This is a genomic window from Ruegeria sp. B1, assembly GCF_056535885.1.
On the sequence record NZ_JBQFJA010000001.1, the window covers coordinates 3,426,303 to 3,441,443 of the forward strand.

15 protein-coding genes are annotated in these 15,141 nt (G+C 58.3%); 8 read left to right on the forward strand and 7 right to left on the reverse strand.

Annotated elements, in window-relative coordinates; genetic code table 11:
* The first annotated feature begins 164 nt into the window (after positions 1 to 164).
* The 5 genes from ACR3ES_RS16835 (at position 165) to ACR3ES_RS16855 (ending at position 4,699) form a co-directional block, all read left to right on the forward strand.
* Positions 165 to 1,841: a hypothetical protein gene (locus tag ACR3ES_RS16835; RefSeq protein WP_480423941.1), complete on the forward strand. Its 1,677-nt coding sequence runs from the start codon at positions 165 to 167 to the stop codon at positions 1,839 to 1,841.
* Positions 1,842 to 2,007: 166 nt separating this feature from the next.
* A complete protein-coding gene (cobS, locus tag ACR3ES_RS16840; RefSeq protein WP_170433321.1) occupies positions 2,008 to 2,994 on the forward strand; it encodes a cobaltochelatase subunit CobS in 987 nt (328 codons plus the stop codon).
* Positions 2,995 to 3,007: 13 nt separating this feature from the next.
* Positions 3,008 to 3,709, forward strand: coding sequence for an aspartate/glutamate racemase family protein (locus tag ACR3ES_RS16845; protein WP_170433319.1), 702 nt, complete (start codon positions 3,008 to 3,010; stop codon positions 3,707 to 3,709).
* A gap of 335 nt (positions 3,710 to 4,044) precedes the next feature.
* Positions 4,045 to 4,206 (forward strand): hypothetical protein, encoded by a 162-nt coding sequence (locus tag ACR3ES_RS16850; protein ID WP_480493314.1) that lies wholly within the window; start codon positions 4,045 to 4,047, stop codon positions 4,204 to 4,206.
* Between the two features lie 100 nt (positions 4,207 to 4,306).
* On the forward strand, positions 4,307 to 4,699 hold the full coding sequence (locus tag ACR3ES_RS16855; protein WP_480634736.1) for a hypothetical protein: 393 nt from the start codon (positions 4,307 to 4,309) through the stop codon (positions 4,697 to 4,699).
* Between the two features lie 43 nt (positions 4,700 to 4,742).
* Here ACR3ES_RS16855 and ACR3ES_RS16860 read toward each other — a convergent pair whose 3' ends face one another.
* The 4 genes from ACR3ES_RS16860 to ACR3ES_RS16875 form a co-directional block, all read right to left on the reverse strand.
* Positions 4,743 to 5,309, reverse strand: a complete 567-nt coding sequence (locus ACR3ES_RS16860; protein WP_170433313.1) for a sarcosine oxidase subunit gamma family protein — start codon at positions 5,307 to 5,309, stop codon at positions 4,743 to 4,745.
* Complete coding sequence (locus ACR3ES_RS16865) at positions 5,302 to 8,316, reverse strand: sarcosine oxidase subunit alpha family protein (protein ID WP_480423943.1); 3,015 nt, start codon at positions 8,314 to 8,316, stop codon at positions 5,302 to 5,304. The genes ACR3ES_RS16860 and ACR3ES_RS16865 overlap by 8 nt, the downstream gene beginning before the upstream one ends.
* Positions 8,317 to 8,383: 67 nt before the next feature.
* The gene (locus ACR3ES_RS16870) at positions 8,384 to 8,713 is read right to left on the reverse strand and encodes a sarcosine oxidase subunit delta (protein ID WP_170433309.1); all 330 of its coding nucleotides are present in this window, start codon (positions 8,711 to 8,713) and stop codon (positions 8,384 to 8,386) included.
* Positions 8,714 to 8,774: 61 nt separating this feature from the next.
* Positions 8,775 to 10,019 (reverse strand): sarcosine oxidase subunit beta family protein, encoded by a 1,245-nt coding sequence (locus tag ACR3ES_RS16875; RefSeq protein WP_170433307.1) that lies wholly within the window; start codon positions 10,017 to 10,019, stop codon positions 8,775 to 8,777.
* A gap of 196 nt (positions 10,020 to 10,215) precedes the next feature.
* On the opposite strand from ACR3ES_RS16875, the gene ccmI reads away from it, so the two are divergent.
* From ccmI to ACR3ES_RS16890, 3 genes are read left to right on the forward strand one after another with little or no spacing between them, the layout of a single operon-like run.
* Positions 10,216 to 11,445, forward strand: coding sequence for a c-type cytochrome biogenesis protein CcmI (gene ccmI / locus ACR3ES_RS16880; RefSeq protein ID WP_170433305.1), 1,230 nt, complete (start codon positions 10,216 to 10,218; stop codon positions 11,443 to 11,445).
* Complete coding sequence (gene ruvX / locus ACR3ES_RS16885; protein WP_170433304.1) at positions 11,442 to 11,906, forward strand: Holliday junction resolvase RuvX; 465 nt, start codon at positions 11,442 to 11,444, stop codon at positions 11,904 to 11,906. The genes ccmI and ruvX overlap by 4 nt, the downstream gene beginning before the upstream one ends.
* 17 nt (positions 11,907 to 11,923) lie before the next feature.
* Entirely contained in the window at positions 11,924 to 12,163 is a 240-nt protein-coding gene (locus ACR3ES_RS16890) for a DUF1289 domain-containing protein (RefSeq protein WP_170433302.1), read from the forward strand.
* A 611-nt stretch (positions 12,164 to 12,774) separates the two neighbouring features.
* Here the strand turns inward: ACR3ES_RS16890 and ACR3ES_RS16895 are convergent.
* The 3 genes from ACR3ES_RS16895 to ACR3ES_RS16905 are packed head-to-tail and all read right to left on the reverse strand — an operon-like array spanning position 12,775 to position 15,141.
* The gene (locus ACR3ES_RS16895; protein WP_170433300.1) at positions 12,775 to 13,503 is read right to left on the reverse strand and encodes a SpoIIAA family protein; all 729 of its coding nucleotides are present in this window, start codon (positions 13,501 to 13,503) and stop codon (positions 12,775 to 12,777) included.
* A 34-nt stretch (positions 13,504 to 13,537) separates the two neighbouring features.
* Complete coding sequence (locus ACR3ES_RS16900; RefSeq protein WP_170433297.1) at positions 13,538 to 14,323, reverse strand: hypothetical protein; 786 nt, start codon at positions 14,321 to 14,323, stop codon at positions 13,538 to 13,540.
* Positions 14,317 to 15,141, reverse strand: a complete 825-nt coding sequence (locus ACR3ES_RS16905; protein WP_170433295.1) for a sulfite exporter TauE/SafE family protein — start codon at positions 15,139 to 15,141, stop codon at positions 14,317 to 14,319. Before ACR3ES_RS16905 ends, ACR3ES_RS16900 begins: the two co-directional genes overlap by 7 nt.

Consider the following 15,141-nt stretch of genomic DNA (forward strand, 5'->3'; position numbering starts at 1 on the left):
GTCGACGTGCTATTCAACCGCCAAATCTGCGGGCAGACACCGGTTCTGGTTCAGCCCACAGGGCCGAATTTCGCTGCGGTTTTAAGGCCTTGTCGTTACAGACGTTTGCAAAATCCGCGATTTCTTGCTACACAGACTTATTATTTTCAACTTTGTTATACTCAATGAGTTCGCGTTCATCAGACTCAGCCACATCGAAATCGGCATCCGCAGCGGTTGAAGCAACCGCCCGGACTAGGCGTCTTTCACGAAAGTTCACGCCCAGTTTCTACTTCTGCGGGCTGGTCTGCGCTTTTTTCCTGCTGCCGGTCGTCGTTTTTTCCATCTTCGAATTGTCAGCGCGGTCGCAGGCGATGGAATACTTGCGTTTCGAGATGTCGGCCGTCCGCGAGCGGATCGTTGAAGCAAATCCGGGCACTCTTGCCGCAGGTGCGAATACGTCAAGTTTTACAAGTGTAACCAGCAATTTTACCAGCCTTGTGGACCTGGAAGACAAGCTGAATGAAAATGTCAGCCTGCTTGCCGAGCTTTCGATCAAAGGCGCGCAATGCTACCAGAAAACTGTTCACGTGCTGGTGCAGGCATCGTTTGCCGCTTCAGCGATTCAGTCACGACAAAACTCGACATCGACGCGCAGAGACCAGATCGAGAATGAACTTAGAGAGTTTGACGACTTAAAGAAGCAGAAATCGGACGAGGTCGACGCCCAGAAGCCCGAAGTGGATTTCCTCGACGTTACTCTGCAACTGGTTGACGATGCGGCAAAAAACCTGAACAGGTCGACCTCTACGAATACCAACGACACGATTAACCTGAACAAGAGCCAAGTGAGCGCAGTCCCGTTGCCCGGACCCACGGCAACTGAAGTCCGGCGAACTCTGGCAACGCTGTCCAGCGAGTTGGGTGCCATTCCACGCGACCACAGATCGGGCGTTATCACCAACAACCTGGATCAGCGCGTCCTGGCTTTTCTTCAGATACAGAGCGGGGGCGGAGTGGATTTGTCCCTTGAGGTCACAACCCAGCAGCTCTTGGATATGCTGGGCCATGTTGAAGAGGCTCAACGAGACCTTAATGTGCGACGCGGTGAGTTGCAGGTCTATGCGGCGGAGCGAAAGGCCGAAATCAACAGCATACAAGAACGCATTCGGGAAAAGGAAAGAGAAAGGCAGGCAATCATCGCAACCGTTCTTGAGGCCAACCAGTTTGATTTTCTCGCCTGTCCGGGACAGGGCCTGGTGCAAACGACAAACGGCGCGGGTACCAATACCTCGACCCCGCTGGTCTCTGCGGCCAATCCGGGCACGCCCGTGTCTTTTACCCAGGCGACAACGTGCAAGGCGGATGCCTCCTTGACAACGGTTCTTCCGGTCTGGACACGCCTGCCCGTGTCCTGCTGGCTGTCGCCGATCCTGACCATGCCCAGTGGTTTGTTGTATTCGATCTGTGTCGTTTTCTCCGGTGCTATCGGATCCGTGTTTGCCGCATTCTATTTCCGCTACCCGGATATTGTCGCGCGCATGTTTCTGGGTTTGGTTGCCGGTATGATCGCGCTGCTTGTCATCAAGGGTGGCAAGTTCCTCTTCATTCTCGACTTCGGTATCATAACGCCTGAAAACCCCTATTCCGGCGCGTTGGCTGGAATGCTGGCCGGGCTGTTCACCGAGCGAGGGTTCAAGTTGATCGAACATCTTATTGACTCGGGCATCGACCGTATCACGAGCGAAGAAAGCAACGGGCCGGCCGAAGCCAACGGCGCTGCGGCCCCGGGGAACGGCGGGCCTCCGAAGCCAGACAAACATGATGACGACGGACAACCCCCGCCTAAAAAGCCGGCTTAGTCCACGCGGTCGTTCAAACCGTGCGCCCGGCGTCATAAGGCCAGTTTCAAAGAAACATCCCTTCAGCCCTTGACCGGCGCGGCTTTCCCTTGCCCTTGCCCGCAATATGTTGCACCACACACGGGTTCAAACCCGGTTAACGGGGCAAAGGATAAGGACAAGGCGCATGGCTGACGGATCGATCGATATCAATGCGAAACCAACCGAAGAGATTTCGGTCCGGGAAGTGTTTGGCATTGACAGCGACATGGCCGTCAAAGGCTTTGCCGAGCGCGCTGATCGCGTCCCGGTAATAGACCCGACCTACAAGTTTGATCCCGAGACCACGCTGGCGATTCTCGCGGGTTTTGCCCATAACCGCCGGGTGATGATCCAGGGCTACCACGGCACCGGGAAATCGACCCATATCGAACAGGTTGCAGCGCGTCTGAACTGGCCTGCCGTCCGCGTGAATCTTGACAGCCATATCAGCCGGATCGACCTGATCGGCAAAGACGCCATCAAGCTGCGCGACGGCAAGCAGGTGACGGAGTTCCACGAGGGCATCCTGCCCTGGGCCCTGCGCAACCCGGTTGCGATCGTGTTCGACGAATACGATGCGGGCCGCGCGGATGTGATGTTCGTGATCCAACGCGTGCTGGAGCATGACGGCAAGCTGACCCTGCTGGATCAGAACGAGATCATCACGCCCAACCCGAATTTCCGGCTCTTCGCCACCGCCAACACAGTCGGTTTGGGAGACACAACCGGGCTTTATCACGGGACACAGCAGATCAACCAGGCGCAGATGGACCGTTGGTCGCTGGTTTCGACCTTGAACTATCTGAGCCACGATGCCGAGACAATGATCGTACTGTCCAAGGCTCCGTTGTATAACACCGAAAAGGGCCGCAAGACCGTCAGCCAGATGGTCACAGTGGCCGACTTGACCCGAACGGCCTTTATGAACGGTGACTTGTCTACAGTGATGAGCCCGCGGACCGTGATCAACTGGGCTCAGAATGCCGAGATCTTCCGCGATGTGGGATACGCCTTCCGTCTGTCCTTCCTGAACAAGTGTGATGAACTGGAACGCCAGACGGTGGCCGAGTTCTATCAGCGCTGTTTCGACGAGGAATTGCCAGAAAGCGCCGCGAGTGTGAGCTTGGGGTGATCGGGGGTCCGCCGTGCACATTGGATTGATCGGCGGTATCGGAGTGGCGGCAACGGTCGTTTACTACCAACGTCTGAGTGCGGCGGTGGCTGATCTTGGCAAACAGTTGGAGCTAACGATTGTTCACGCGGATGTACACGAGTTGATCCGCAATAACCTGGCAGATGAGCGGGACGCACAAGCGCGGGTTTACGCCGCACTGATCGAGCGCCTTCAGGCAGCGGGTGCGGAGTGCGCAGCAATCACCTCGCTGGGCGGGCATTTTTGTTACGATGAAACCGTCTCCTTATCGGCTCTGCCTCTGGTCTCGGCGGTCAAGCCACTTGACGCCTATTTCGCATCGCAAGGTTTGCGCACGGTCGGCCTTTTGGGAACACGCGTCGTGATGCAGACAAAGCTTTACGGCCAACTTGAAAAAACCAAGGCCGTGGCGCTTGAGAATGAAATCGAGAGTCTGGGACAAGCGTATCAGGACATGGCGGTTGCCGGACATTGCTCGGATCAAGATCGTACGCTGTTTCTGGGCGCGGGTCGTAGGATGGTGGATGAACTCGAGGCGGAGGCCATTGTCTTGGCTGGAACAGATCTGAACCTCGCTTTTGACAACCAGACCCCAGGTTACAACGTTGTGGATGCACTCGACGTGCATGTGGACGCACTGGCGCGCCTCGCCACCGATGAACTGACGCTTGCGGATGCCGGTGCAGACGAATGAGCAACACCAACGACCATCCAAGCTTGTCTGTCCAAGGCGGCTGTGAGCGGAGGTCACCCAGGCCGTGGCCGAACACCTGAACTGAGCGTCACCTGAACGGTGGACCTAGAACGGATATGATCGGTACAAGCAGACTTCCGATGCTACGGTGTTAGTGTTAGTGGCAGCAGCGTATCGCATGCACCATCCGGGCGGAACCAGCATTCAAGAGGCATCCACAACCTTTTCGGTCTGTGGTATGGTTTGACCGGATGACTTTGGTATGACCCGCACGGCCTCGGTGTGCGGAAGGCACGGCGGTTCCAGCAACCCTCTAGGTGTCGGTTCATGCAGCTATGTCGGCGGACGAGGACAGGTTGGAACGCACCGAAGCGTTACGCCACCTCTTGGAGTTTTACCCGACCATCGCGGACGACGTGGAACGGCATATCCGGATCCAAAGCTTGCTGGAACTTGACACACTCACCCGCTTTCAAACGGTCTTGTTGTGCAAGTAAGCTAGGCCAAGGACAGATTGTCTCACTCGAGTGTTTCCTATTGCCATTTCCCGTTTTGATTGCAGTACTCACATCATCAAAACTTGAAAAAATGGAACAAATGAGAAGCATTGTACTTGCCATTTTGGCTGCTTTTTTCGCGCAAAGCTCCTTTGCTGAAACCGTAACCTACAACTGCAAGATGACAAAGCAAGACGCCCATGGATGGATCGCGCCCGGGTATGTTTTCCGGATTGACCCAAAGGCCAGTGCGGTAATGGCGGCAAGTTCTTATCAGGATTGGACGCAGGCTAGGTTCAAGGATCGAGGAAACCGCGGCTACCGTTTGATCTGGAACATCGATGAATCTATGTCCGCAGGCGGCAATGTTCGTGTCCGCTATCAAGCGAATCTAAAGCCGTCTGACAATACTGTCACGGTGCGCATGGCGTTCCTGCAAGGAAATTTCGCCAACAAGCCCTATGGCGTTGGGGCTTGTTCTATAGAAAATTAACAGAAAGGCCCTGGTAACAGCGGGGCTTTCTCCCATTCGGCTTTTAGTACACCCCAACCTCACTGCCCGGCTGCGCAGCACCCTTGAGCAGATTAAAAACGTAAACCGCCACAGACCGGAAACAGACCACGCGGAACGTCTCGGCATCGTCCATCCAGAATGCACCGGCTACCTGCGCCAGACGTGTGCGGTGGATTTGGCCGGGTTGGAAAGTCTCGGGCGACAGATCGACCGGCGCCAGTTTGCCCAGCACGTCGCGCGCATTGATACCCGAGACCCGGAATACGGCACGCGCGTCCGAGACGTTTACGGCCAAGGCGTGGGTTCCGCCAAGTGCATTATTCATCGCGGCCAGTTTGGCCTCAACCTTGGCATAGGGGACCAGCACCAGCAATTCATCCGGGGACATCCAGCAAACGCCGGTATCACCACTCACCAATGCCTCATGCTGACCGGGCACGTTTTGCCCGGTTGCATCCTTGACTGCCTTGGCCAACACCTTGTCGGATTGGTTGCCGCGCAGGGTGATCATGCCCTGCAGTCCGCATTCCTCGATCTTAGCGATGCCGTCATAGCTTGCGTGATTCAGGGCACTGATGGGTTCAGACATTCTGCTTCTCCCCGTCTTTGTCATAGAAGATTGGATCTACGATCTTGGCTTTGTAGGTTTTGCCATCCGTTCCCGGGAATTCGACAATCTCTCCCATCCGATCGGGCCCATGCTTGATCAGACCCATGGCGATGCCTTTGCCCAGATTGGCCGAATAGTAGGTCGAGGTGACACGCCCAATCATGTTGCGCTGACCGTTGGCGTTGACGCCCTCTCCCACTGCATAGGCGCCATCTGGGATGACGGAACCATCCACAGTCTCCAGCCCGACCAGTTTCCAGCGGTCCGGGTCGGCCATATGGCTGCGCGAATGGGCGCGTTTACCCAGATAATCCTCTTTCTTCTTGGACAGAGCCCAATGCAGCCCAAGATCCTGCGGGATCACGGTGCCGTCGGTCTCATCCCCGATCATGATAAAGCCCTTCTCGGCCCGCAGGATGTGCAAACACTCGGTACCGTAGGCCATCACGCCGAACTCTTTACCTGCCTCCATCAGCGCATCCCAGAAGGCCTGACCCTGGCTGGCAGGTACGGCTATCTCATAAGACAGCTCACCCGAGAACGAGATGCGATAAGCACGGCAGTCGAAGTCGCCGATCTTGCCATCGCGCCATTCCATGAAGGGCAGCGCCTCTTTGCTGACGTCCATGCCCCCCAGCTTCTGAAGCACCTTGCGCGCGTTCGGGCCCACCACGGCGACCTGAGCGTATTGCTCGGTTACGTTGGCGACGTAGACCTTCCAGTCCCACCATTCGGTTTGCAGCCATTCTTCCATGTGGGCGTGGATACGTTCCGCGCCGCCGGTGGTGGTGTGGCACAGCCATGTGTCATCGTCCATCCGCGCGACAACGCCGTCGTCGATCAGGAAGCCGTTCTCGGAACACATCAGGCCATAGCGGCATTTGCCAACCTTCAGCGTGGACATCATGTTGGTGTACATCATGTCGAGGAACTTGCCCGCATCCGGGCCTTTGACGATCAGCTTGCCCAATGTCGATGCGTCCAGCAGTCCGAGGTTTTCACGGGTGTTCTTCACCTCGCGGTTCACCGCATCATGTACGGATTCACCGGGACGGACATAGGCATATGTCCGGCGCCAATGGCCAACCGGTTCCCAATCGGCGCCGTTCTTGTCATGCCAGTTGTGCATGGGCGTCTGGCGGATCGGCTGGAAGATTTCACCACGCGCTTCGCCGCCAATCGAGGCCAGCGAGATCGGCGTATAGGGCGGACGGAAGGTGGTGGTGCCAACCTTCGGAATTTCGGACTCCAGCGCATCGGCAAGGATGGCCAAGCCATTGATATTGCTCAACTTACCTTGATCGGTTGCCATACCCAACGTGGTGTAACGTTTGGTATGCTCAACGCTTTCGTACCCTTCACGCGCGGCCAATTGAACGTCTGAAACTTTCACGTCGTTCTGGAAATCCAGCCATGACTTGGCGCGCAGTTGGATTTCCGCATTGGCAGGCATCAGCCAGACGGGTTCCATCGGCGCCTCGGCGGTGGATTCACCTTCAGGGGCCTTGGTGCGTTTGGGTTTGTGCCTGGCCGCTTTCGCGGCAGCTTTGCCGGCCGCATCCGCGTCAGTCAGAACGTCACCCAGCGCAAGCGGCCCGTTCGAGCTCCCTGCCGCCAGAACAAAGCCTTCGCCGTCCGCACCCAGTGGGGGACGTGAGGGATCGGGGCGGAAATGGGCATTTGCCTCATCCCAGATCAGCTTGCCGCCGCAATGCGACCACATGTGCACAACCGGGGACCAACCTCCGGACATGGCGACCGCATCGGCCTCGACCTCTTCACGGGCACCGCCGACGCCTTCTTGATTGCAGATGGCAACTTTCTTGACACGCTTGCCGCCTTTGACCTTGGCAATCGCCTTGCCGGGGTCGACACGGATGCCCAACTGGCGGGCCTCTTCAGCCAGCGGTCCAGCGGCTGCACGGGCATCGACCACGCGCAACACGTCAACACCCGCCTGCTTCAGGATAATCGCGGTGCGGTAAGCGTCGTCGTTGTTGGTGACCACGATCACGCGCTGGCCCGGGGTCACGCCCCAATTCACAACGTAGTCACGCATGGCCGAAGCCAGCATGACGCCCGGTACATCGTTCCCGGCAAAGGACAAGGGACGCTCAATCGCGCCGGTCGCGGTGACGACCTGCTTGGCTCGGATGCGCCACAGACGATGACGCGGGCCTTGGGTGCCCGGTTTATGATCGGTCAGACGTTCATAGCCCAGAACATAACCATGGTCGTAGACGCCGGCCCCCATGCACCGGGTGCGCATGGTGACATTGTCCATTGCCGCAAACTCGGAAACCAATTGTTCCACGAACTTATCCACAGGCTCGCCATTGATCGTGCCGCCATCAACCGGGGCGCGACCACCCCAATGTGCCGTCTGCTCGATCAGCATGACCTTGGCACCGGAAGCCGCCGCCACCTTGGCCGATTGCAGGCCTGCCACACCACCGCCGATCACCAGCACATCGGTGAAGGCGTAGAAATGCTCATAGGTATCCGCATCGCGGCTGTCCTTGTCGGGCGCTTTGCCCAGACCGGCAGATTGGCGAATGAACGGCTCGTAGACGTGTTTCCAGAACGGTTTCGGATGGATGAACGTCTTATAGTAGAACCCGGCAGGCAGGAACCGCGCCAATGCGGTGTTGACCGCACCGATATCGAATTCCAGGTTTGGCCAGTGGTTCTGCGACACCGAGGTCAGGCCGTTGAACAGCTCGGTCGTGGTGGCGCGCTGGTTCGGTTCGAACCGGTTGCCCTGCTCCAGACCGACCAGCGCGTTCGGCTCTTCCGCACCGCTGGCGACCATACCGCGCGGACGGTGGTACTTGAAGGACCGGCCCACCATCATCTGGTCGTTGGCCAACAGGGCCGAGGCCAGCGTGTCGCCCTCGAAGCCCTGCATAGAGGTGCCGTTGAAGGAGAAGGTAACCTTTTTCGACCGGTCAATCAGCCGGCCTTGTTTTGCGAGACGGGTGCTCATGGTGCAAACCTTTCGCGGGTGGAGGCGTCGGAGCCTCCGGCGGGAGTATTTTTGAAAAGATGAAGCATCAGGAGAACTCTCTCCACGACCATCCGGGGCGTTTGGCAGTGATGGCATCTTTGATCTCTTGCGGCGGTTCAGTGGTCTGCGCCGGGTACGTTCCGTAAACCTCGAGCGTGTCCGTATCGCGGGCCGCGATGAACCATTTGCCGATACCATAGACGTGCAGCCAAAGTTCAAAATGCACACCGCGCGCGTTTTCGCGGGTGAACATATATGTCTCGAACTCCTCATCCGAGGAGCCAGGGCCAAAGCGCTTACGATGCGCTTCGCCGCCACAATGGAGTTCGGTTTCATCCAGCATCGCACCGGTGAAGGGGCATTTGAGTGTCAGCATATCGCGATCTCCTTGAAGACGCAGAGGTGAGACATCGGAGTTTCAGTGAAATGGGATCGCATCAGTGCGCCACCCCTGCAGCGACGCTTTCGTCGATGAAGCGCCCTTCCCTGAAGCGGTCCAGCGTGAAGGCTTCGGTCAGGGGTGAGTGTCCCGTCGCCATCAGCTGTGCCATACCCCAACCCGAGCCCGGAATGGCCTTGAACCCGCCGGTGCCCCATCCACAGTTGATGAAGCAGTTGCCCAGCGGTGTGGTCGACAGGATAGGCGAGCGATCGCCGGTCATATCCACGATTCCACCCCACTGACGCAGCATCTTCAGGCGTGAGATCATCGGGAAGGTTTCGATCAGCGCGCGCACGGTTTCCTCGATATGGTGGAAACTGCCGCGTTGGGTGTAGTTGTTGAACCCGTCGGTGCCGCCGCCGATCACCATCTCGCCCTTGTCGGACTGGCTCATATAACCATGCACGGTGTTGGCCATCACGACCACATCCATGCAGGGTTTGATCGGCTCGGACACCAGCGCCTGAAGCGCCACAGCTTCCAGTGGCAGACGGAAACCCGCCATTTCGGCCAGCTGACCGGAATGCCCGGCAACCACGATGCCCAGCTTGTCACAGTCGATGGCACCTTTGGTAGTGTCGACACCAACGACGCGGCCATTTTCCGACCGAACCCCGGTGACCTCGCATTTCTGAATGATGTCCATGCCCATGGCCGAACAAGCACGCGCATAGCCCCAAGCCACCGCATCGTGACGCGCGGTGCCACCGCGTTCCTGCCACAGCGCCCCCAGAACCGGATAACGCGGACCGTCGATGTTGATGATCGGCACCAGCTGTTTGACGCGCTCAGGCCCGATCCATTCAGTTTTTACCCCTTGCAGCGCGTTCGCATGCGCCGTGCGCTGGTAGCCGCGAATTTCGTGCTGGGTCTGCGCCAGCATCATCACGCCGCGCGGGCTGAACATGACGTTGTAGTTCAGGTCCTGGCTCAGATCCTCATATAGGCTGCGCGCCTTTTCGTACAAAGCGGCCGATGGGTCCTGCAGATAGTTCGACCGGATGATGGTCGTGTTCCGACCGGTGTTACCACCGCCCAGCCAGCCTTTTTCGATGATCGCGACGTTCTGGATGCCGTAATTCTTGCCCAGGTAATACGCCGTTGCCAAACCATGCCCACCCGCACCGACGATGATCACGTCATAGCGTTTCTTGGGCTCTGGCGCGCGCCATGCACGCTCCCATCCCGTATGATAGCGCAAGGCTTCGCGAGCCACGGCAAAGGCTGAATAGTGTTTCATAGACGAATCCATCCGGTTCGGTGACTGGGCGCAGATATGCCGTGTGCCAATAGATTGGCCCTGCCATGCAACGCCGCAATATCGCACTATTGCGACATAGCCCCTATTATTGCGACATCTGCGCCTTTCGCGGCCTTTTGTCCCTTTTGTCCGACGACGCGTGGGTCTAAGTCAGGGCAGCTACATCGGAGAGACCATGACGTTCTGGGTTATGATATTTCTTGCCGCATTGCTGGTTGCCGTATTCCTGGGCTTTAACCTGTTGCGCAGCCGCAGGGGGGACGAGCCCGCCGCCGCCTACGATCTGCGCGTCTATCGCGAGCAGCTTGCCGGAGTAGACCGCGATCTTGCGCGTGGCGTGATCGGAGACGCTGATGCCGAGCGCATCCGCACGGAAATCTCGCGCCGTGTGTTGGCGGCGGACGCACAGATGAATAGGGACCGCAAAGGATCGGGCCCGTCCCCTGTCACGTCGGTTATTGCCCTTCTCGCAGTGGGTGCGGTTCTGATCGGAGGCGCGATGGCTTTGTATCATCGGATCGGAGCCGTTGGCCTGCCAGACATGCCGCTATCCGCGCGTCTGGAACTGGCCGAGGAAATGCGAGTAAACCGTCCCTCGCAACTGGATGCCGAATCTCTGATAAGCCCCATTGAGCCTCCGCGTTTGGAAGAAAGCTACGCAAATTTACTCGACCAACTGCGCGAAACCGTCGCCGCCAGACCGGATGACTTGCAGGGCCATATGCTGCTGGCGCAACATGAAACCACCGCGGGCAACTTCAAGGCGGGATACATGGCGCAGCAGAGAGTCATCGAACTGTCCGGTGCCTCGGTCTCGGCCAACGCTTATGCAGACTTTGCTGAAATGATGATCCTTGCGGCCGGTGGCTATGTGTCCCCCGAGGCCGAAGACGCGCTGGATCAAGCTCTGAACCGTGATCCCAAACACGGGCCGGCCCGGTACTATCAGGGGCAGATGCTGGCGCAAATCGGACGTCCGGATATTGCTTATCGCATCTGGGTGGAAACCCTGCAGGATGCCCCGGCTGGGGCGCCTTGGGCAGACGCGATTGCTGGCCAGATCGATCAGCTTGCCTTTCGCGCCGGCGTCTTTAACGCACCCGATCTGAGCGCCACTCCCGCTTTGTCCGGGCCGAGCCAGGAAGATATGGAGGCCGCCGGAGAGATGAGCGCCGAAGAGCGGCAGCAGATGATCCAGGGCATGGTCGACAGTCTGTCCGATCGTCTGGCCACCCAGGGCGGCTCGCCCGAAGAATGGGCCCGCCTGATTGCCGCACTCGGCGTTCTGGGGCAGGCGCAGCGCGCCATCGACATCAAAAATGAGGCGATGGAAGTCTTTGCCGGAAACAACGAGGCGTTACGTATGATCGATGCTGCGGCGTATCAGGCCGGGATTGCGCAGTGATTCACGATTCATTCGAAGACTTTGCTGCCGTGCTGGCCCCTATGGCCGCCCTGATGGGGCTGGATCTGGGGGAAAAAACCATCGGTGTTGCGGTCTCGGATCGGCTCCGCAGTGTCGCCAGTCCATTGGAAACCGTGCGGCGCAAGAAATTCACGCTGGATTCTGCCCGGTTGTTGGAGATCGCCAGTGATCGCGAGATCGGAGGCATCCTGTTGGGTCTGCCCAAAAACATGGATGGAACCGAAGGCCCGCGCTGCCAGTCCACCCGCGCCTTTGCCCGCAACATGTCCCAGCTTACCGAGGTACCGATCGGGTTCTGGGATGAACGCCTGAGCACAGTTGCTGCCGAAAAGGCACTGTTGGAGGCGGATACGACACGAAAACGTCGCGGACAGGTTATCGACCACGTCGCCGCAGGCTATATCTTGCAAGGTGCGCTGGACAGGCTGCGCTTTCTCTAACGGGTCGGAGACCAGTGATGACGAATATGGTATGGAAACGCAACGAGGTCGAAAGCCCTTGCATCCAGATCTGTGTCGTTCACCCGACCGAGCGCATTTGCACCGGCTGTTATCGGACCATCGACGAAATCACCAGATGGTCCAAGATGGACAGCACGGAACGCGCGGGTATCATGGAAGACCTGCCGTCGCGAAAACCCCGCCTGAGCAAACGGCGCGGCGGTCGCGCGGCGCGGCTGGATAGAACGGAAAAATAGCAGTGGTCCCTTTTGTTTGCAGCGCTTTCGTGTGATGCGGATTCCGGTAGCAGGACGGCCGCACATGCCGCGCCCAAGGACTATGCATAGATACTCCATCGCGTTCTTCTAACCGATGAACGATCCGCTTTGCAGAGTTCGTTTCGCGACAGGCTTTTTGGAGAATCTGGCACGCCGATCAGCCCACTTCGGCGCCGCTGTGGAGCTGGTCAGAACTCCGAGGGGGTATAGGAGTCCAACACATCGGTTGGAGTGAGTGGCGACCCACAGCGGCGCGGTGCAATCAGCGGTATTCGTCGCGGTTATCCGTATGAAATGTGGCCTAATTTTGTCTGTTTCAAAGGATCAATCAAGAAAGCCTCTCAATCTCCCAAAAACCCATTTTCAAGACCGCACAAGGTGCCGCCGGCAGGTTCTGATATGTCTTTGGCCGCACACGGATCGAAGGCCCGGCAGTACAAATCGACCCCGACCGATTGATAAACCCCGAAGGACCATGTTCGCATCAAGTCCGCCCGCTACTCCACGAACTCCGCTGAACCTTTTGCGGTGGAATGCACTCAAAGTGCGGCTCGTCTCAGAGTAAGGTCGAACCGATTGTGGCGGTCGGGTTACCCCGCCGCCAGCCAGCTTTTTGCATTGTCGTACTCATCAGAAGCAAAAAACTGAGTCCGCGTCCCCAGCACATGACTGGCCACACGTTGCGCCATATGTTGCCACGCTTTGTCTCCGACGATGGCGGCGCGATCCAGCAGGCCGACATGGCGGCTGGCAAGCCGGAAATGGGCAGCCAGCGCTGACAGTCCCTGCCAGCCATCAAACTCTCTGAGGTCAATCAGAAGGCGAAAACCTTCGCGCTCGTGCAACAAGGCATCCAAGTCCTTTTCGGCTTGCCGGTACTCTTCAGGATCCAGCTTGCCTAGCAGGCTGACTTGAACACAAGGTCCACCCAGGTCGGTGATATGGATCGACCCAAGCGACTCGCGCATCCATCGCCGGGCGGCTTCCAGGTCGGCCATTTCGAATACTTGCACCGGACACGGCAGGATCGGCGCCGCCAGGCGGATGCTGGTCTGCACCCACCCCTGATCGGCCACAACCGCAATGCGGTCGAACCCGCGCCAATGGCTCAGCCCCAGCTTGGTGTCAGACCACGCGGCCCCCAGATCGTATCCTTTGAATTCCGGCTGTACGATGGCCAGCAGACGCACCGCGTCATGTTCGGCCAAAGCGGCTTCGATCGCGGGAACCAACGTGTTCGCATAGTCTGCACTGGTGACTTCCCCAGACAATTCAACCTCAATCAGCGCACCGTCCGAATCCTTGTGAATCGTAATCATGAAAAAGCCTCCAAACTCAAAGAATGGCGGGACGTTATGGGGATTCGATCCATTCGGCCACACCCCCTGCGCATTCAGGGCGAAAATAGGCAATCATCCGTCCATCCGGACCAGCCGACGCATCGGGCGCCCAAGGCGCAACGCCGTGAAGACAATGGCGGTGCAACAGGTACGCCTCGCCCGGTGTTGCCGGCAACTCAATGCGCCGGCAGGATTCAAAAACCTCGCGCCGCGCAGACTGGTAGATGTCGGTAATGTCGACCTCATGCAGCGTCTGACGGGGACAATCCGCAAGCGCCTGTTCAAACGCGGCGCGCAAAATCTTGTGGCTACCCTCCCACAATACCATCGGCGCGGCATCCTCGGTGGCCTCGGTCAGTGGAATACCCAGTATCCATGCGTGCGGTTCATCGACCCGGCGCCGCCGGTCCGGCCCCATTGGTCGCAACCCATCCACATGAGCGGCATCTCTGTTCCGCCGATATCGCCCTGCAGCTTCGCTCTCACCTCGGCGCGGACGGGGATAGCCCGGATGGATCACCGAAACCTGCCCTTTATGCAGTGGCAGGACACCGTAGTGCTGGACAATGAAGTCCATGGCCTGTCCCATCAAAGGGCCAGAGGACGCGACCCGCCCCTGCGCATCATTGTCCAGGGCATCGACGCCGATGAACCACGTGCCTTCACAATCCAGCCAATCGGCATTGGCCGGATCGACAACCGAAGCGCGGGCGACCGGCAGGGCATGGCTCACCCATTCGGCCAGATCCGGATCATAGGGAAATTTCACCCAGCCCCGGGTCCAGAAATCGCTCACCATCCCAGCGCTTTCCGCAACATGTTCAGAGCCACCAAAGTCAGGAACACCGCGAACACCCGTTTGAGCGGTTTGGGATCCATCGCATGTGCCAGCCTGACACCCCACGGAGCCGTAATCATCGTCATTGCAACAACGATGAGGAATGCGACCAGATTGACCGCGCCGATGGTTAGGGGCGGGCGATGCTCAGTGGGGATATCCAGAAACAGAAATCCCAGGACGGACGGCACTGCAATGATCACCCCAAATCCGGCGGCCGTTGCGACCGCACGGTGGATCGGAGTGTTATAGAGGCTCATGAGCGGCACACCAAAGCTGCCGCCGCCAATGCCCATGAGAACTGAAAGAAACCCGACAGAAGGCGACAGAACGGCACGTTTCACGCCCTTGGGCATTGCGTCCCCCAGCCGCCATTCAGACCGCCCAAAACCCAGATAAGCCCCGATCACCATGCCAAGAAGGCCGAACAGGGCCTGCAACGCCTCGGTTTGCAGGATCGATGCGACGGACACGCCGATAATTGCCCCGACCACAATTCCCGGCCCCCAACCGCGCAGGATGTCCCAATCCACGGCACCCTTTTTGTTATGGGCCAGAACCGAACGGATCGACGTAACAATAATCGTCGCCAGAGAGGTCGCCAGGCACAGCTGCATCAACTGCGGACCACCGTATCCAAGTGTTTGAAACGCATAGAAAAAGGCGGGAACCAACACGATACCTCCACCAACTCCTAAAAGCCCGGCCAATACCCCGGCCAGTGCCCCGATCACAAGCAAAAGGCCCAGCATCTGGGCCAGCAACATCGTCTCGGGCAT